Here is a 17,719-nt window from a genome sequence, read left to right as displayed (position 1 = left end):
AAAGGTTGTGCCAGCGTTTTGACACAACCTCTTTGTTTTTTTAATTCCTATATGTGATTTTTATTTCAGAAATAGTGATACTATTAAATAAACAATTGCAGCCAAGAGTCCACTGACAGGGATAGTAAGCACCCATGCAGTCATGAGGCTTTTAGTCACTCCCCAGCGAACAGCAGATAAACGTTTGGTTGCTCCGACCCCGATAATTGCTCCGGTGATCGTATGAGTCGTGCTTACAGGAATTTTCAGCATTTCTGTGATATAAAGTGTAAAAGCTCCTGCAGTTTCAGCAATCATACCTTCCAATGGAGTTACTTTGGTAATTCTCGTTCCCATTGTTTTTACAATTTTCCATCCTCCGGACATGGTTCCCAGTGAGATAGCTGTAAAACAGGAGAACGCTACCCAGTCCGGTAGATCAGAAATGCTGTTTATACCGATTCCTAAACCCATGGAGTGAGCGGCTATCATTGCGGCGGCGATAATACCCATTACCTTTTGGGAATCATTCAAGCCATGTCCCACACTGAACATGGCCGAAGAAACCAACTGTAATCTTTTGAACCACATTTCCGCAGTATGCGGATTGGCACGTCGGCAGATATAGAGTACAAGCAGAGTGAATCCAAAAGCGATAACCATACCTATGAATGGAGCCAGAAAGATAAAAGCTGCGATTTTAAGAATGATGTTGAGTTGGATAGCTTCAAAACCATTTGCCATGATGGCAGCTCCTGCAAAACCACCGATAAGCGTATGGGAAGAGGAAGATGGAATACCTTTCCACCAAGTAATCAGGTTCCAGGAAATAGCGGCAATGATACCTGCCAGAATGATAGGCAGTGTGATATATTGCTCTACAACCGTTTTTGACACAGTGTTTGCTATACCAAAGCCCCCTATAATATATTTGGCTATGAAAAACGCAACGAAGTTAAAGAATGCTGCCCATAATACTGCTTGGAAAGGAGTCAGTACTTTGGTTGATACGATGGTAGCTATCGAATTTGCCGCATCATGAAAGCCGTTGATATAATCGAATATCAGAGCCAGTATAATGATAATCACTAATAATTCCATGTGTCTTGCTCTGATTTTATGAATACTTTACGATCAGGTTTTTCAATATTTTGCCTACATGTTCAGCTGCATCGGTTGTCTTTTCCAGCTCATGCATGATCTCTTTAATCTTAATCAGTTCGATACAGTCTTTTTCTTCTTCAAAGAGTTTAGTGATAAAGAGTTCGTAAACATCGTCCGCCTGATTCTCTATATCATGTAATCTAGAGCAGTACTCGCGTAACGGTTTTGGATTTTTGCGGAAGGTTTCCAGTTCATCCATAGCTTTACCTATATTAATCGCCTCTTCATGAATCAGACGGCTCAGTTCTTTTCCACTTTCAGAAATGGGGCGAGGATTATAGATTACAATTCGTTTGGCGCTACTGTTGATTCCGTCAATAACATCGTCCATACAGGAAGCCAGATCGTGGATATCTTCACGGTCGAAGGGAGTGATGAATGTGGTGCTTAACTCATCAAAGATTAAATGAGTCAACCGGTCGCCTTCGCGTTCCATATCTTTTATTTGCTTGTAGTAGTCAGCTCTTTCTGTTGGTAGATCATGTTGCAGACTTTCTACAAGTAGAACGGATGAGGCAGATAAAACATCTGATAACTGCTTCAGCAGAGGAAAGAACTTTGGTTCTTTGGGCGTGAATTTACTAAAAAAAGAATTTTTCATAAATATGAGTACATTAAATTGTTTTTGAGATGTTTAATTTGATGGTCGTTGTTATTAATAAACAAATAAATAAAGTTTTTTATTGCTTCGATCCTAACTTCGCTCGTAATACTTCTATTATTGCAGGTAATATTGAAATAAATATAATAGCGATAATCAAGAGTTTAAGATTTTCCTGTACGAACGGCAGATCGCCAAAGAAGTAGCCTGCATAGCAAAATAAAACTACCCATATGGCCCCACCTGTCAGATTGTAGATCATAAAGTAATAGTAATGCATTTTTCCCATTCCGGCTACAAATGGAGCAAAAGTGCGGACGATAGGCACAAAGCGGGCGAGAATAATCGTTTTCCCACCATATTTTTTATAAAATTCATGCGTTTTATCAAGATAACTTTGTTTGAATATCCTGGAGTTGGGATTATGAAAAAGTTTGCGTCCGAAAAAATGTCCGATCATGTAGTTGCAGGAGTCACCTAATACGGCTGCTGCAAATAAGATTAAAACAAGAATATGGATATCGATCGACATACTGGGTAATGCGGAAATGGCTCCTGCAACGAAAAGTAAAGAATCACCAGGAAGAAAGGGGGTGAGTACAAGCCCGGTTTCGCAAAATATAATAATGAATAGGATAGCGTATGCCCAAGTATGGTAATCCTGCACTATACTAATCATGTATTGATCAATGTGGAGAATAAAGTCTAATATAAATTCCATTATATATCAGTTATTAATATGTAAAAGAGAAATCGTATGCATATTCCCGGTAATGGAAAAGACTCTTCTTGCTTTCTTACCTTGAATATAAAGGGATAAAATGGGCATGAAGATACACTCATCTCATCCCATAGAAGGAAAAGAGATATTAAATAAGTATTCGTCCTAGTGTATAGACGTAATATCTATATGAGAATTTGGTGAGATTTGTATAGTAGGGGAGACCAGTCCATTTTTCTTTTGGAAATTGATATTTTAAGGAACTTAGTATCCGAATTGTGACGGAAGAAACGCTGAATCTTAGGATTTTGGAAACAGAAGTGGTACGAGATAAAAGTGAGTTTCCTAAAATGCCGTCAGCAATATTACAATCATATTTTCCATCATATTTCCCTGCTTGGAAGAAGCTTTTTTCTTTACCCGATTGTTTAACGACTGCTTTAGATCTATAATTCTGTAGTTGGGTATGGGATTGTATAGCTGTAGTACCGGCTTCTGTCCGGAACTCCTGTAGTTCTTTATCGGGAATTAAACTGCATCCCCATATCAGAAATATACCAAATAATATACAGAATATATATTTCGTCATAACGGCTACAAAGGTAGAAACTATTTTTATACGAAATATATATGAAAGTATAATTAACAATTAGATTTGAGTCTGGCAAGATCAAAGTGGAATGATGGCGTTTCTTCTCTTGTTTGTTGAGAATGTATTTTTCGTATGCGAGGCAAGATACTGTTTTTTTATTTCAAACAATAGGGTATTGGCGGCTTGAACGATCTTATTGATAGAAGCAGGAATTATTAACTTTAAAACTCTATTAAGATGAAAAAGTCTGTTATACTTTGGGTTGGATGGTTATTAGCTTTTCTATGGATAGGGAATGCTGATATATGGGCGCAAGATGCGGGAGATTATTACACGATCGTTGGGATGGTGAAGGATAAGCAGAATAGAAAAACGCTTGAAAACGTGAATGTATCTGTTCAGGGGAGCAATATTGGTACGGTGACAAATGCAGAGGGAGAATTTGCTCTGAAAGTAAAAAAAGAGGAGGTTCCGCGCGAACTGGAAATATCTCATATTGGCTATATCAATAGTCATGTGTCTTTGGATAAGCATAATGCCTCAAAACTGACGGTCTGGATGATTCCTCATACTAATCAGTTGAATGAAGTGGTAGTTTATGCCAATAATCCGCGTACGATCATAGAAAAGGCGATGGAGAAGATTCCGGTAAATTATAGTGCGAACCGGAACATGCTTACTTGTTTTTATCGGGAGACTGTGCAGAAAGGACGCCGTTATATCAGTGTATCGGAAGCTGTACTTGATGTATCGAAAACGGCATATACCAACCGTACTACGGATGATGATAAATTGCAAGTTCTGAAGGGACGCCGTTTGTTAAGTCAAAAAGCTAGTGATACATTAGCAGTAAAGGTTATGGGTGGTCCTAATATATCGGTCGTTTTGGATATCGTGAAGAATAAAGAAGCCTTGCTGGAACTGGAAGAACTGAATAACTATGAGTTCTGGATGAGTGAATCCGCACTGATAGATAACCGGATACAATATGTTATTAATTTCCGTCCGAGAGTTCTTTTACCTTATGCGTTATTTCATGGAAAATTGTATGTAGATTGTGATAACCTGTCGTTTACATGTGTCGAAATGGATCTGGATATGCAGAATAAATCGAAGGCGATTGCTGCTATTCTTCATCAAAAGCCACTTGGGTTGAGATTCAAACCACAGGAATTATCTTTTCTGATTACTTATAAAACGATTGATGGAAGGACATATCTGAACTATATCCGAAATGATATTCGTTTTAAATGTGACTGGAAACGGAGACTTTTCTCTACGAATTATGCGGTAACATCAGAAATGGTGGTGACGGACAGGAGAGAGAATCCATCCGAAATGATTTCGAGGAATAAAGTGTTCGCTTCTAATCAGATTTTCTACGATAAAGTAGGAAACTACTGGAGTGAAGATTTTTGGGGAAATTATAATATCATTGAACCTACGGAGTCTTTGGAACATGCTGTCGATAAATTGAAAAAGCAATCTAATTAAAATCAGAATTGTTTTCTTATATTTGGGAACAATCGTAAAATGATAGTAGTATGCTGAATGAACTGCTCATACTGACAAAAATAAAAGCAGGTGACATAAAGGCGTTTGAGGAATTATTTCGCTGTTATTATTCTCCCCTGTGTTGGTATGCGGCAAGCATTACCGGACGGATAGAGGTAGCTGAGGAAATCGTTGAAGAACTGTTTTATGTGCTTTGGAAGGATAGGGAACAATTACAGATTTTTCAATCTGTAAAAAGCTATCTCTACAGAGCGACGCGTAATCAGTCTATTCAATATTGTGAACATGAAGAGGTGAAGGAACGGTATAGAGAGTCCATATTGACTGCACCATCTTCGGAACAGGTTACAGATCCTCATCAACAGATGGAATATGAAGAACTTCAGAAGTTGATTAATAGTACCCTTGAAAAATTACCGGAACGTAGAATGCGAATCTTTAAGATGCACCGGGAGGAGGGAAAGAAATATGCAGAAATTGCACTTCTGCTTTCTCTTTCCGTTAAAACGGTGGAGGCGGAAATGACGAAGACTTTACGAACTTTGAGAAAAGAAATAGAAAATTATATTCAAATGAGATGATGAAAACGGATATTCATAAAATAAAGACGGAACAGGCTTGGAACCAGTTGTATGACCGATTGGACAAAGATCATTTGCTTGTTGAAGATCATCGGAAACCTAAAATTTCGATATGGGTACGCTATGGGGCTGTTGCAGCGGTAGTAGTAGGTTTTGTTTTGGGGACTCTGTATTGGGAATTTGGGCAAAGAGAAGAATTACCAAGCCTTATTACACAGAAAAATCAAGATATTCCTACATTGGTTACGACTCTTGAAGATGGTTCTGTCGTATTTTTGGCAAAGGAAACTTCTATCCGATATCCTGAACATTTTGTTTCCGATAAACGGGAAGTCAGTTTACAGGGAGATGCTTTCTTTGATGTGGCGAAGAACAGGGAACGACCCTTTTGGATTGATACCGAACAAGTGAAGATTGAGGTGTTGGGTACTGCTTTTAGTGTGAAGAGTGTCGAGGATGCTCCGTTTCGTCTCTCAGTACAACGTGGAACTGTTAGGGTAACCTTAAAAAAAGGGAATAAGGAATGCTATGTCAAAGCTGGTGAGACAGTGGTATTGAAATCGCAGCAACTGCTACTTAGTGCGAATGAAAATACGGAAGAGTTGAACCGTTATCTGAAACATGTCTGTTTTAAGGATGAATCTTTGGAACACATTCTGAAAGTAATGAATATGAATGCCGGAAGTTTACAGATACGTGTAGCTTCTCCTGCACTTGAAAAAAGAAAGCTGACAGTTGAGTTTTCTAACGAATCTCCAGAGACGGTGGCTACACTGATAGCATGTGCACTAAACTTGAAGTGTACACGACAGGGAGATACATTTATGCTGGCAGAATAATTTTTAAAAAAGTAAGATGAGGCTGGTTTATCGCTATATGGCTATTCTGTGTTTACTCTTTTTCGTGTCGAATACGTTAAGAGCAACCGGAGAAGATGTGCTGGAGAGCATGATCAGTCTGCCCAAGACGAAAGGAACAGTCTACTCCCTGTTAGGCTATATTTCTCAACAGTCGGGTTATCTGTTTATTTATGATAGCAAGGTAGTGAATAATGACGCAACGGTAAAGATACAAAAAGGAGAACGAACTATTCGTCAGGCCATTTATGAGATTGTAGGAGATACCAGTTTGGAGTTTAAAGTAATAGGCACCCATATTCTGATAACTCCTTTTACACAAATTAAACAGCAGCATGCGGGCCCTGCATCTGCTCAGCCTGTAAATATTATGCTTACAGGAACTTTGCTGGATAAGGAAACCGGGATGCCTGTCGCTTCTGCATCCGTAGGAGTTCGGAGGACATCTGTGGGTATTGTCACTAATAAGGAAGGTGAGTTCAGACTTTCTTTACCGGATTCTTTGCAAAATGATTCGGTCGTGTTTTCCCATATAGGATATGTTTCACAAACTTTGGAAGTTTCCGTTTTGGCAGGAAGGCATAATATTTTGAGTTTGGAACCGAAGGTGGTCCCTCTGCAGGAAGTGGTGGTTCAATGGGTTGATCCTTATAAATTGTTGAAGGAAATGGGACGGCAAAGAGAGCAGAATTATTCTCATTCTCCCACTTACCTGACAACATTCTACCGTGAAGGGGTTCTATTGAAAAATAAGGTTCAGAATCTAACTGAAGCAGTCTTTAAAGTTTATAAAATCGCTACTCACCCTTCTGTTTCCGATCAGGTAAAGCTGCTAAAGATGAGTCGGTTGAGTAATGTGGAAGCTAAGGACAGTCTGCTTGTTAAGGTAAAGTCCGGCATTCAGGCATGTTTTCAGATGGATATAATGAAAGATATGCCTTCATTTCTGATACCTGATGCAGGTGATAACGGCTATCTCTACACTTCACAGGGAGTGACATTCATTGATGATCGCTGTGTTAATGTTATACACTTTGAACAAAAGAAAGAGATAATCGAGCCTCTCTACTGTGGAGATTTGTATATTGATGCTGAGACAAATGCTTTGTTGCAAGCTCGTTTTGAGGTCGATCCTCAACGTGTGAAGAAAGCATCGGAAATGTTTGTAGAAAGGCGTACGCGTGGTATTAATATGATACCGCAAAAGGTGGTTTATACTATTTCTTACAAGCCATGGCAAGGAATTTATTATATTCATCATATCCGCGGCGATCTTTCTTTCAGAGTGAAACGAAGGCGCTTGCTGTCTGGTAGTCTACATATGCAGATTTGGTTTGAAATGATCACTTGCAAAGTGGATACGGAACAGGTGACTGCATTTCCTCGGGCAGAGAGATTACCTACACGTACTATCTTTTCTGATATGAATTTCAGATATGACGAAGATTTTTGGAAAGATTTCAATGTGATACCTTTGGAGGAAGAACTTAGCAAACTGATTGAGAGAATCTCTTTGAAAATAGAAGAAATCGGTCCTTGATTTGTTTTGCTATTCGGTGAGATTGCTGTAACTTTGCACTCGGTTTAAAAGATTGTGAATTATGGAATTACCTAAAGATCCGATGATGCTGTTTAGTGTCATCAATATGAAGTTACGCGATTGTTATTCTTCACTGGATGAGCTTTGCGAAGATATGGGCGTAAGTAAAGAACGTATTATCAGTCAGTTGAAAGCTGTTGGCTTTGAATATAGTGCAGAACATAATAAGTTCTGGTGATTTTAAGGCAACTAACTTGTATATAAAGGATGAATAGCACCTTCATAGTCTTGAAAAAGACTATGAAGGTGTTTTTTTATTCTTCACTCTCTCTATTCTATATTTTCTCCATTCTATTAATAAATGTGAAATCGCTCTTTGCACATTTAACTTCGTTCCTTTTCGACGTTCTAATAATCAAAGCTCAGAAATAATAGATGATAAACGAAGATAAAATCCGAAAAGCTTGTTCTTCCGATCGCGAACGGGGATTCAGGTTACTGGTGGACAGTTTTCAGGGACCGATATATAATTATATCCGGAGAATGGTGGTGTCTCATGAAGATGCAGAAGATGTGCTGCAGGAAGTCTTTATTCGTGTATTCCGTCATTTGGATCAATTTCGGGATGAAAGTTCGCTGAGTACATGGATTTACAGAATTGCAACTAATGAATGTCTTCGGTTATTGAATGGTCGTAAAGAAGAAGTAATATCGGCAGAAGAGGTTCAGGAAGAACTGATGAACAAGCTAAAAGCTTCTGACTATATAGACTACGAAGATGAGTTGGCTGTGAAATTTCAGGAAGCCATATTGACTTTGCCGGAAAAGCAGCGGATCGTTTTCAACTTGCGCTATTACGATGAATTGGAATATGAAGAAATTGCACGTGTGTTGGATAGCAAGGTTGAAACTTTGAAAGTGAATTATCACTATGCGAAGGATAAAATAAAGGAATACATATTAAATAGGTAACATCATGGATAAGGATTTTGATTTTGACAATATTGGTAAGCGGACGCCTTATCGCACTCCGGAGAACTTTTTCGAGGAGGCACAGCATAAGATTTTGGAACGTACGGTTGGCGAACAACGAAGAAACCGTCGGCTAAAGAGGATTATCCCTGCTGTAATAGCTGTTGCAGCGGTCTTGGCGGGAATTTTGTTTACTCCGTCTCTCCGCTATATGAATACAGATGTTCCGGCTACTTCGAACAGACTCGCTATTGAAAATAATAATGTAGCTGCTGATCCGGTAGATAAATGGATCAAAGAATTATCAGATGAGGAGCTGGAAGAGCTCGTCAGCTTCTCTGAGAACGATATATTTTTAAACTAAAACTCAATCAATAATTATTAAACAGTGAAGATTATGAAGACTAAATTTATTTATGTGGTGCTGGCGGTTTTGTTTATGGGAAGCCAGATGACTCTTTCCGCTCAGGAAAAGGATAATAAAGAAAAGAAACAACGTCCTACACCGGAACAAATGATGCAGATGCAGACCAATCAAATGGTGAAAGCACTCATGTTGGATGATGCTACAGCTGCTAAATTTACTCCCATTTATGAGAAATATCTGAAGGAGTTACGTGATTGCCGTATGATGAATCGTGAGCCTAGAGTGAAAAAAGAAACCGCTCAAGGTACTGAAGCGAAGACTGCAAAAGGAACTCCGAGACCTGTAATGACTGATGCGGAAATAGCCAAGATGCTGAAAGGTCAGTTTGCACAAAGCCGTAAAATGCTGGATATCCGTGAGAAGTATTATAATGAGTTCAGTAAGATTCTCTCTCAGAAGCAAATTATGAAGATCTACCAGCAAGAGAAGAGCAATATGAATAAATTCAGAAAAGAATTTGACCGCAGAAAAGGCCAAAGACCCGGGCAGGGTCACAAACCCGGACAGGGAGATCGTCAGAGACAAAGACAACACGCTCCCCATCAAGGTCAGAATAAGTAATAGATATTAGGTTTATTATAGTTTTATTTTACTGATTCAACACAAAAGCGCATAGACAGATGTATTCTTTTCAGTATCGTTTGATTAGTTGTTATGTCTTGTTACTGATAAGTTTGGCTGTCTATGCACAGTCCGGCAAAGAGAGCTTTGCCGGGCGGGTAGTTGATACTGAAACCTATCAGCCGGTATCGTTTGCAACGATCCGGCTTTTGTCTTTACCGGACAGCACATTATTAGTGGGTGGAGCTACAGATATAAATGGAAAGTTTCAGCTTTCTTTCATAAGAAAGACTCCAAATAAGTCTCTGCTTCTTCATGTTTCCTTCGTTGGATATAAGCCTGTTTATCAGCTTGTATTCAATTCTCAAAAGACTGTTTCTGCCCATTTGGGAGATATATCCTTAACACCGGAAAGCTATGCTTTGGATGAAACGGTGGTAGTAGGGCAAGCGCCAATGGTAATAACAGAAGGAGATACAACTGTGTTTAATGTTTCTGCTTACCGTACTCCTGAGGGGGCTATGCTCGAAGAATTAGTGAAACAACTTCCTGGCGGAGAGATTGATGCAGATGGCAAGTTGCTGATTCACGGCAAGGAAGTGAAGAAGATTCTGGTAGATGGCAAGGAGTTTTTCTCCGATGACCCGAAAGCTGCACTAAAGAATCTTCCTGTAGAAATGGTAGAGAAACTGAAAGCCTATGAACGACAATCGGATTTGGCGCGTCTGACAGGTATTGATGACGGAGAAGAAGAAATGATCCTTGATTTATCGGTAAAGAAAGGCATGAAACAAGGTTGGCTTGAGAATTTTATGGGTGGATATGGCAGTAAGGATCGCTATGAGGTGGCGAATACATTGAATCGTTTCCGCGATAATTCTCAGTTGACCGTCATCGGTAATCTCAATAATACCAATAATCAGGGATTCTCGGAAATACAGAAAGAATCTTCAAGTTCCACTGGGAATATCCGCAATCGTATGGGACTGACTACATCCCGTTCTTTGGGCGTGCATGCGACTTATGACTGGAAACGTGTCAAACTCCGTTCAAACATCCAATATGTCGGAACAGACCGTTTGGAAGACAGTCGTACCACCGTCGATAATTATATTAGAAAAGACAAATCAATTACCCGGAGTACGAATAATAGTCGCACGGAGAATAATAACCTGGTTGCTAATGCTTTCCTCGAATGGAAAATGGACTCTGTAACTACCTTGATATTTCGTCCTCAATATCGTTTCTCTGCCAATGACAGAGAGAATAAAGGCTTTCAGGAAGGGTGGGGGAATGACGTGCTGCTGAATGAGAAAGTATCATCCGGTTCAAGCCACAATTCCCAGTATAATGTGACAATGATGCTACAACTTAGCCGTAAACTTAGCCAGAAAGGAAGGAATGTTGCCTTAAAAGTAGATTATGGAACGAATTCTTCTTCTAATGACAGGAAGAATCTTTCTACTACACATTACTTTAAAAATGACAGAGAAGATAGTAAGAATCAAAAGATTGAAGATGATATCAACGGATATAATTATAGGGTACAGCTTGTATATGTAGAACCGTTACTTTGGATGCATCATCTTCAGCTTCGTTACAGTTATCAGTATAAGGTGAATAATTCGGATCGTTTTGTTTATGATTGGAATGAGGATTTAGGAGAATTTACTCCCGACTATGATGAAAGTGCTAGCAATCAGTTTGAAAATCAATATAGCAATCATCTGCTCAACTTGGCTGTGCGTACTTCCCGTAAGAAGTATAATTATAATGTAGGCGTAGATTTGGAGCCTCAAAAGTCGGTCAGTCATTCTTTATTGAGTGATCCCCCGGAAGAGCCTTTGAAGAGATCAGTTCTGAATTTCTCTCCTACGGTTAACTTCCGATATAAATTCTCAAAGCGTACCCGCTTACAGATAGTATATCGGGGAAAAGGACGTCAGCCTAATGTCCGTGATTTGCAACCGGTGGAAGATCGGACGAATCCGTTGAATATCCGTGTCGGTAATCCTGCTTTGAAGCCCTCATACACGAATACTTTTACGTTAAACTTCAATTCGTATCATACGAAGCGTCAGCGCAACATTGTAGCTTCCCTTTTGGTGGAGAATACAGTCAACAGTGTAACCAATCAAGTGACCTATGATGAAGAAACGGGTGGACGTGTTACGACTCCGATGAATATGAATGGTAATTGGCGGGCCTTAGGTTCTTTCTCTCTGAACACTCCTTTCAGGAATCGTAGCTGGATATTCCGCACCTATTCTTATGTACAATACCGAAATCAAAATGGATATACTACGCTGAATAGAGAGGAACCAATGAAAAGTACAGTAAAGCATTTGACGGCCCGTGAACGCTTACAGTTAACTTATCGAACCCGTCAGGTAGAGATTACAGGATTTGCCGGATTGCTTTATAATAGCTCGTATAATAATGTTGGAGAAAAGAGGACTGAGACTTATGATTATCAGATCGGAACACAGTTGCAGCTTTATCTTCCCTGGGGGGTAGAACTGTATACAGACCTGACTTACTTTATCCGGGAAGGTTATGACTATGAAGGGAATGCACGCGAGAACTTTATGTGGAATAGTCAACTTTCCAAGGCGTTTCTGAAAAAGAAGCAATTATTGATTCGTTTTAAAATATATGATATACTCCACCAGGACATTTCATTGGTACGTACCATTACTCCCTCGGCTATTCGTGATGTAGATTATAATGCCCTGGGTTCTTATTTTATGGTACATGTTATATTGCGTCTCAATCTGATGGGACATTGAAGAAGATAACAATAGATGTTATTTAAATCGTTATTCACCTGAATTTTAAAGGAAATTCAAAAACCTCAACGGGGTTTCCATTGTTGTATCCATGCATTTAAAACAATGAAACCCCTGTTGAATGTTTCGACTGATAAAAAAATTAAAAGATAAAGGGCGCTGGCGTATCTTTAAGCTTAAATTGATTGATGCGCGGCTTTACTTTGTCAGTATCTTTGTTGGATTACTGACAGGGCTTATTGCTGTACCCTATCATTATATGCTTCAGTATTTCTTTAATCTTCGGCATGATTTCTTTAATTCGCACCCTAAATGGTACTGGTATCTTCCTCTATTCCTGTTGATGTGGGGGATTCTTATATTCGTATCATGGTTGGTGAAGAAGATGCCCTTGATAACGGGTGGAGGCATTCCGCAAACACGTGGAGTAATTAACGGCAGGGTGGCATATAAACATCCGTTCATCGAACTGGTTGCTAAATTCGTGGGTGGAATACTTGCGTTAAGCACCGGGTTGTCTTTAGGACGCGAAGGTCCTTCTGTACAGATTGGTTCGTATGTAGGATTTTTGGTCTCTAAATGGGGGAGAGTGCTTACTGGTGAACGAAAACAGTTATTGGCCGCAGGTGCCGGTGCGGGACTAGCTGCCGCGTTTGCTGCCCCATTGGCTTCTTCTTTACTCGTTATCGAATCTATTGAACGGTTTGATGCTCCAAAGACAGCCATTACTACTCTTTTGGCAGGAGTAGTGGCGGGTGGAGTTGCCAGTTGGATATTTCCGATCAGCCCTTATTTTCAGATCGATGCCATTGTACCGGGAATGACTTTCTGGTCACAGGTTAAGCTGTTTCTCTTGTTGGCAGCTGTGGTGTCTGTTTTCGGAAAGTTCTTTTCCGTCACGACTCTTCAAGTTAAACGGATTTATCCCGCCATCAAGCATCCGGAGTATGTGAAGATGCTATATCTCCTTTTTATCGCTTTCCTTATTTCTATGGCCGAAGTCAATCTGACTGGTGGAGGAGAGCAATTCTTACTTTTGCAGGCAACGAGTCCGGATACACATATTCTTTGGATTGTAGGCATGATGTTGCTACACTTTGTATTCAGTATCTTTTCTTTTTCTTCGGGTTTGCCGGGAGGAAGTTTCATCCCTACATTGGTAACAGGAGGATTGCTGGGACAAATCGTAGCCTTGATAATGGTCCGGCAGGGAGTGATTGCTTATGAAAACATCAGCTATATCATGTTAATTTGTATGTCAGCTTTTCTTGTAGCTGTAGTTCGTACTCCACTGACGGCTATCGTACTTATTACAGAGATAACGGGACATCTGGAAGTCTTTTATCCATCTATTGTCGTGGGGGGATTGACTTACTATTTCACGGAGATGCTCCAGATAAAACCCTTCAATGTGATTTTATATGATGATATGATTAACTCCCCTGCCTTTAAAGAAGAGCCCCGCTATACTTTATCAGTAGAGGTCATGAGTGGCTCTTATCTGGATGGTAAAATAGTAGATGAACTTCGCTTGCCGGAACGTTGTGTTATTATTAACGTTCATCGTGACCGGAAAAATTGGGCTCCTAAAGGACAACGGCTGATGCCGGGCGATCAGGTGCAGATAGAGATGGATTCACAGGATATAGAGAAACTCTATGAGCCTTTAGTCAGTATGGCAAATATTTATTAGTGAAGTATCTACTGAATTTGTGTTACTAATTTATGCCAATAACCGGAATGATACACTTCCGGCTATTGGCATATTCTTTGTATAATTGGGATCGGTTATCTCTGTTATTCAACGCTTCTCAGCCATGAAATCTCTTCTGCCCACTTACTTTCATCAGGTGTTTCGAGAATAAGCGGCATATTGTCGAACCTTGAATCTTTCATTAATTTTTCAAAGAACGTACTTCCGATTAACCCTTTACCAATGTTATCATGGCGATCAACATGACTGCCTAATTCTTTTTTAGAATCATTCAGGTGCATACCACGTAAATACTTGAATCCTACTTCTTTCTCAAACTCATCGAACACTTTATCATAATCATTTACGATATCATACCCTGCCGTGTATGTATGGCAAGTATCCAGGCAGATACCGACACGGCTTTTATCTTCTACCCGGTCGATGATATATTTAAGTTGCCAGAACTCGCTTCCCAGATTACTGCCTTGTCCGGCTGTGTTTTCTATTACTGCCGTTACTCCTTTAGTCTTTTCAAGGGTGATATTGATACTTTCTGCGATAAGTGCCAGACAATCTTCTATCGCTATTTTATTGAGAGAACTGCCAGGGTGGAAATTGAGTAGTTTCAAACCTAGTTGTTCGCAGCGTTGCATCTCATCCAAAAAGGCAGCGCGGCTTTTCGCCAGTCCTTCCTCTTCGGGATGTCCCAGATTAATGAGGTAACTGTCGTGTGGTAAAATATAGTCCGCCTGAAAATTGTACTTCTCACAATTCTCTTTGAAAAGTTGGATACTTTCTTCGGTCAAAGGCTTGCTCACCCATTGACGTTGGTTTTTGGTAAATAGAGCAAACGCATTTGCTCCTATTTCATGCGCATTAATGGGGGCGAACTCCACACCACCGGATGCGCTTACATGTGCTCCGATATACTTCATTTTTTGTTTCTTTTTTTATTTCTGTCTGCAAATATAACGTTTTTGCAGGATTCAATGTTTGATCGTTGCATATATAATAATAGCCCCCGATATGTTGGCATGCCATAAATATCGGGGGCTAATGATTGAGAACTGATAATTATATTTCGAAGTCCGGTAAATAGTCTGTTAAAACTTTATTTACTTGTTTGCCATTTACCTGATCGGTTACAATAGTTACACCTTCCTTTTTACCAGCATCATAGTTTAGAGAAACTTTCTCCGTTTTATTAGTGACGCTGATAGCTGATTTTCCTTTATCAGTCAGATTACAGGTAATTATCCAGTCACCTACTTGTACTGTGTTTCCTTTACGGATGACTTTCATGTCCGGACGGTTATTTCCGTGCGTATCCATTACAGTAAGGAAACGGGCAATCTTGCAAGGAACAGTTGTGGAGGAGAAGTGCCAGTGGTTAGGATACTTCACCGCTTTTCCTTGGGCATTGGTTACATTCTTCCAGTTGGTCGGAGCACAGAAGAATGTATCTACAATGGCTTGCTCTGTTTTAGCAGAACTGAAAAGATGCGCGACAGATATACCTCCCGCCTTGTTCTTTCCTGTGACTTTTACTTCATTGCCAAGTTCCTGCATCTCCATAGGGAGCTCTACTGTATGTAGAAGGTAACTCCACGTGACAGCTTCTTTACCTTCCAATTCATCGTAAATCACATATACACCGGTATTCCCTAGCTGGATGATATGGCGACGGAAATAATCCAGCTTATTCTCATCCCATCCTTTTTCGGGAGTATATTGAGTACCTGATAGTTCACCACGTTTCAGCCAGATAGGAGCGGTGATTTTTCCATATGCATTGGAAGCATCTCCTGCCATATACGAAATCTTTTCTCCTTCATACCAGCGTGGAATCCATCCATATCCTTCTGTACCAATAGTTTGAGTCATTCCGTTCACAAGAATACTATTATGAGCACGGGTATTCCGGTATGAATACATACAATGATCGTCAGTGAATCCGGTACGATGTCCGCTACTATAAAAAATAGCTTTGCCACCGTAGAAGGTATTGAATGCGTTCTGATTGGCAAGTGCATGTGAAGTAGAACCGTACGGGCTGGAGCGGAATGATAACATAGCATTTTCTTCTATATTTCCCAGCGAAGTATGCATGGTTGCAATTCCGGTTTCATTAAAGACTTTCGTCATAGGCAGTTCCGCCAGGGAATGTTCCTCTTTGGGGAGAGATTTATTGGTTGTACAACGATACCAGGTCAAATCTCCTGATTTTCCAAGGAAAGACTTTTTCATGATGTCCGGTTCTTTTTGCAGGATCGTACGTGCATAAGCGGCAGCCCACGGGTTGTTGCATTCCCGTGCCAGTGCATCGGCGTAGCCTACCCGTGTTCCATTGGGTTTCATCTTAGTCTCGTGTGAATTACCATGTCCGGCAGATTTGGAGAACGGAGGCTGGTGGTAGATTACATAAAGCGCATTGTTATTATACCAGGGATCGGCAAAAAAGTTGAAACCACTGATACGTGAGTAGAAAGCAGGAACTTCGATTAACGTACGAAGATTGACGTGGAAGTAAGAATCTCCATTGTGCCATCCTCCGTCCGTGTTAAGTCCCGGCAGACGTGATACCCATTCGTTGTAGCAGTAGTCTACCCAAGTAGAAGCCATCGGCAATTCTCCATAGGTGGCGAAGGCTGCCATATTCAGAATACGGAAAGTCATTTGCCAGACGTGATTGTCGGCAATACGGTTTTCAAGATGATTTACGTATTCATGATAGAATTTCTTGCCATTATCTCGGATAGTTCTCAATAGCAGTTTCTTTTCTTCCGGAGTCAGCAAGTTATACCATGCGTCATAGGCGGAAGTGCTCATAGATAAGATGGTTGAACGGTTGAAGTCTCCGGCAAAGTATTTGCTGTTTTTCCATGAAAGGATTTCGGCAAGACGCTTGATTCCTTCTTTGTAGTAAATCTCTTCTTTGGTCAGTAAGTAAGCACGTACCATAGCTTCGATATTTGCTTCTTCACGGTCCACTATTTTTCGGCTTTCGCGAATCAGGGCAGAACGGTATTGTACAATGTTAGTCAGTTTGACTACTTGTGTCGTATCGATTTCTTCTTCCAGGTGTTTCAACGGATGGTTGAGACATTCCTGCGCCCTTTGAATATATAGCTGTGCTTCCGGATTATTTTTATTCCGTTCAATGATATGATCCCAGTCTTTCGCATCGAGCAGAATGCGTGGGTGGCTTTGAGGCAATTTAGTCAATACTTCTTGTAAGGAAGGCGGATTGAATGTTCGTGTCTGTTCGTCTACATAGAAATGATAGACAGGTGACCACTCTTCTTTTCCATCTTTATCTACATAGGCATGTTGCCAATACCATTTTCCTTTCTCAAAGAGTTTGAAAGGGTTGAAGAATGCCCAGTTTCTCTCGGCGGTGATTACGTCTGATTGGAACTCCGGGTCGCGTGAGATCCGGATACGGTAAGTAACTTCAGGTTTGTAGTCCTCTTCTTCTACACCGTCCAGTACGGCTCCGAGATGAGGAAATTTATCCGGCCACATAAAGCGTGGCGGATTGACAGCAATGTGTTGTCCGTCCAATGGAGAAGGTGTTTCACGAACTTCATGCATCAGCGTGGATTGACTTAAATGCATAACGCTTTTCTGCGCATATCCAGTGCCGGAAAGCAGTGCTGTAAATAATAGGAGTAAGTAGTATCGTTGTTTCATTAGAATCATTTTTTAGAAAGAGTTCTTTCAG

General features: G+C 40.2%; 16 protein-coding genes. 10 read left to right on the top strand and 6 right to left on the bottom strand.

Features of this window, described 5'->3' with window-relative positions; all coding sequences use genetic code 11:
• Window positions 1-60: 60 nt before the first annotated feature.
• From HMPREF2794_RS24875 to HMPREF2794_RS30030, 4 genes are all read right to left on the bottom strand, one after another.
• A complete protein-coding gene (locus HMPREF2794_RS24875; RefSeq protein WP_010537280.1) occupies window positions 61-1,080 on the bottom strand; it encodes an inorganic phosphate transporter in 1,020 nt (339 codons plus the stop codon).
• A gap of 16 nt (window positions 1,081-1,096) precedes the next feature.
• The gene (locus tag HMPREF2794_RS24870; protein WP_010537281.1) at window positions 1,097-1,744 is read right to left on the bottom strand and encodes a DUF47 domain-containing protein; all 648 of its coding nucleotides are present in this window, start codon (window positions 1,742-1,744) and stop codon (window positions 1,097-1,099) included.
• Between the two features lie 79 nt (window positions 1,745-1,823).
• Complete coding sequence (locus HMPREF2794_RS24865; protein ID WP_022301734.1) at window positions 1,824-2,465, bottom strand: DedA family protein; 642 nt, start codon at window positions 2,463-2,465, stop codon at window positions 1,824-1,826.
• A 148-nt stretch (window positions 2,466-2,613) separates the two neighbouring features.
• Window positions 2,614-3,054 (bottom strand): hypothetical protein, encoded by a 441-nt coding sequence (locus HMPREF2794_RS30030; RefSeq protein WP_070752988.1) that lies wholly within the window; start codon window positions 3,052-3,054, stop codon window positions 2,614-2,616.
• Between the two features lie 240 nt (window positions 3,055-3,294).
• On the opposite strand from HMPREF2794_RS30030, the gene HMPREF2794_RS24855 reads away from it, so the two are divergent.
• From HMPREF2794_RS24855 to HMPREF2794_RS24810, 10 genes are all read left to right on the top strand, one after another.
• Window positions 3,295-4,551, top strand: a complete 1,257-nt coding sequence (locus HMPREF2794_RS24855) for a carboxypeptidase-like regulatory domain-containing protein (RefSeq protein ID WP_070752987.1) — start codon at window positions 3,295-3,297, stop codon at window positions 4,549-4,551.
• Window positions 4,552-4,601: 50 nt separating this feature from the next.
• Window positions 4,602-5,153 carry an RNA polymerase sigma-70 factor gene (locus tag HMPREF2794_RS24850; RefSeq protein ID WP_055271838.1) on the top strand — a complete coding sequence of 184 codons (552 nt, stop codon included), beginning with the start codon at window positions 4,602-4,604 and terminating at the stop codon, window positions 5,151-5,153.
• Window positions 5,150-5,992, top strand: a complete 843-nt coding sequence (locus HMPREF2794_RS24845; protein WP_010537286.1) for a FecR family protein — start codon at window positions 5,150-5,152, stop codon at window positions 5,990-5,992. The genes HMPREF2794_RS24850 and HMPREF2794_RS24845 overlap by 4 nt, the downstream gene beginning before the upstream one ends.
• Before the next feature lie 16 nt (window positions 5,993-6,008).
• A complete protein-coding gene (locus tag HMPREF2794_RS24840) occupies window positions 6,009-7,550 on the top strand; it encodes a carboxypeptidase-like regulatory domain-containing protein (protein ID WP_022301731.1) in 1,542 nt (513 codons plus the stop codon).
• A 61-nt stretch (window positions 7,551-7,611) separates the two neighbouring features.
• Window positions 7,612-7,788, top strand: a complete 177-nt coding sequence (locus tag HMPREF2794_RS24835) for a DUF4250 domain-containing protein (RefSeq protein WP_070752985.1) — start codon at window positions 7,612-7,614, stop codon at window positions 7,786-7,788.
• Window positions 7,789-7,985: 197 nt separating this feature from the next.
• Window positions 7,986-8,522, top strand: coding sequence for an RNA polymerase sigma factor (locus HMPREF2794_RS24830; protein ID WP_010537289.1), 537 nt, complete (start codon window positions 7,986-7,988; stop codon window positions 8,520-8,522).
• A 4-nt stretch (window positions 8,523-8,526) separates the two neighbouring features.
• Window positions 8,527-8,886, top strand: coding sequence for a hypothetical protein (locus tag HMPREF2794_RS24825; protein ID WP_010537290.1), 360 nt, complete (start codon window positions 8,527-8,529; stop codon window positions 8,884-8,886).
• A gap of 33 nt (window positions 8,887-8,919) precedes the next feature.
• On the top strand, window positions 8,920-9,510 hold the full coding sequence (locus HMPREF2794_RS24820; protein ID WP_022301729.1) for a hypothetical protein: 591 nt from the start codon (window positions 8,920-8,922) through the stop codon (window positions 9,508-9,510).
• 59 nt (window positions 9,511-9,569) lie between these two features.
• Window positions 9,570-12,299: an outer membrane beta-barrel protein gene (locus HMPREF2794_RS24815; RefSeq protein ID WP_022301728.1), complete on the top strand. Its 2,730-nt coding sequence runs from the start codon at window positions 9,570-9,572 to the stop codon at window positions 12,297-12,299.
• A 121-nt stretch (window positions 12,300-12,420) separates the two neighbouring features.
• Complete coding sequence (locus HMPREF2794_RS24810) at window positions 12,421-13,992, top strand: ClC family H(+)/Cl(-) exchange transporter (protein ID WP_010537293.1); 1,572 nt, start codon at window positions 12,421-12,423, stop codon at window positions 13,990-13,992.
• A 104-nt stretch (window positions 13,993-14,096) separates the two neighbouring features.
• Here the strand turns inward: HMPREF2794_RS24810 and nfo are convergent, their stop codons facing one another.
• On the bottom strand, window positions 14,097-14,930 hold the full coding sequence (gene nfo / locus HMPREF2794_RS24805) for a deoxyribonuclease IV (RefSeq protein WP_010537294.1): 834 nt from the start codon (window positions 14,928-14,930) through the stop codon (window positions 14,097-14,099).
• A 139-nt stretch (window positions 14,931-15,069) separates the two neighbouring features.
• Window positions 15,070-17,688 carry a DUF4962 domain-containing protein gene (locus HMPREF2794_RS24800; RefSeq protein ID WP_010537295.1) on the bottom strand — a complete coding sequence of 873 codons (2,619 nt, stop codon included), beginning with the start codon at window positions 17,686-17,688 and terminating at the stop codon, window positions 15,070-15,072.
• Window positions 17,689-17,719: the final 31 nt, after the last annotated feature.

It is taken from the genome of Bacteroides sp. HMSC067B03 (assembly GCF_001811315.1).
Classification (GTDB): Bacteria; Bacteroidota; Bacteroidia; order Bacteroidales; family Bacteroidaceae; genus Bacteroides; species Bacteroides faecis.
The sequence above is the reverse complement of the archived record's forward strand: the minus strand, read 5'-3'. Positions and strand labels throughout refer to the sequence as shown.

Coding starts and splice junctions, on each gene's coding strand:
- HMPREF2794_RS24875 (WP_010537280.1), bottom strand. CDS start 1,080: ATGGAATTATTAGTGATTATCATTATACTGGCTCTGATATTCGATTAT.
- HMPREF2794_RS24870 (WP_010537281.1), bottom strand. CDS start 1,744: ATGAAAAATTCTTTTTTTAGTAAATTCACGCCCAAAGAACCAAAGTTC.
- HMPREF2794_RS24865 (WP_022301734.1), bottom strand. CDS start 2,465: ATGGAATTTATATTAGACTTTATTCTCCACATTGATCAATACATGATT.
- HMPREF2794_RS30030 (WP_070752988.1), bottom strand. CDS start 3,054: ATGACGAAATATATATTCTGTATATTATTTGGTATATTTCTGATATGG.
- HMPREF2794_RS24855 (WP_070752987.1), top strand. CDS start 3,295: ATGAAAAAGTCTGTTATACTTTGGGTTGGATGGTTATTAGCTTTTCTA.
- HMPREF2794_RS24850 (WP_055271838.1), top strand. CDS start 4,602: ATGCTGAATGAACTGCTCATACTGACAAAAATAAAAGCAGGTGACATA.
- HMPREF2794_RS24845 (WP_010537286.1), top strand. CDS start 5,150: ATGATGAAAACGGATATTCATAAAATAAAGACGGAACAGGCTTGGAAC.
- HMPREF2794_RS24840 (WP_022301731.1), top strand. CDS start 6,009: ATGAGGCTGGTTTATCGCTATATGGCTATTCTGTGTTTACTCTTTTTC.
- HMPREF2794_RS24835 (WP_070752985.1), top strand. CDS start 7,612: ATGGAATTACCTAAAGATCCGATGATGCTGTTTAGTGTCATCAATATG.
- HMPREF2794_RS24830 (WP_010537289.1), top strand. CDS start 7,986: ATGATAAACGAAGATAAAATCCGAAAAGCTTGTTCTTCCGATCGCGAA.
- HMPREF2794_RS24825 (WP_010537290.1), top strand. CDS start 8,527: ATGGATAAGGATTTTGATTTTGACAATATTGGTAAGCGGACGCCTTAT.
- HMPREF2794_RS24820 (WP_022301729.1), top strand. CDS start 8,920: ATGAAGACTAAATTTATTTATGTGGTGCTGGCGGTTTTGTTTATGGGA.
- HMPREF2794_RS24815 (WP_022301728.1), top strand. CDS start 9,570: ATGTATTCTTTTCAGTATCGTTTGATTAGTTGTTATGTCTTGTTACTG.
- HMPREF2794_RS24810 (WP_010537293.1), top strand. CDS start 12,421: ATGTTTCGACTGATAAAAAAATTAAAAGATAAAGGGCGCTGGCGTATC.
- nfo (WP_010537294.1), bottom strand. CDS start 14,930: ATGAAGTATATCGGAGCACATGTAAGCGCATCCGGTGGTGTGGAGTTC.
- HMPREF2794_RS24800 (WP_010537295.1), bottom strand. CDS start 17,688: ATGAAACAACGATACTACTTACTCCTATTATTTACAGCACTGCTTTCC.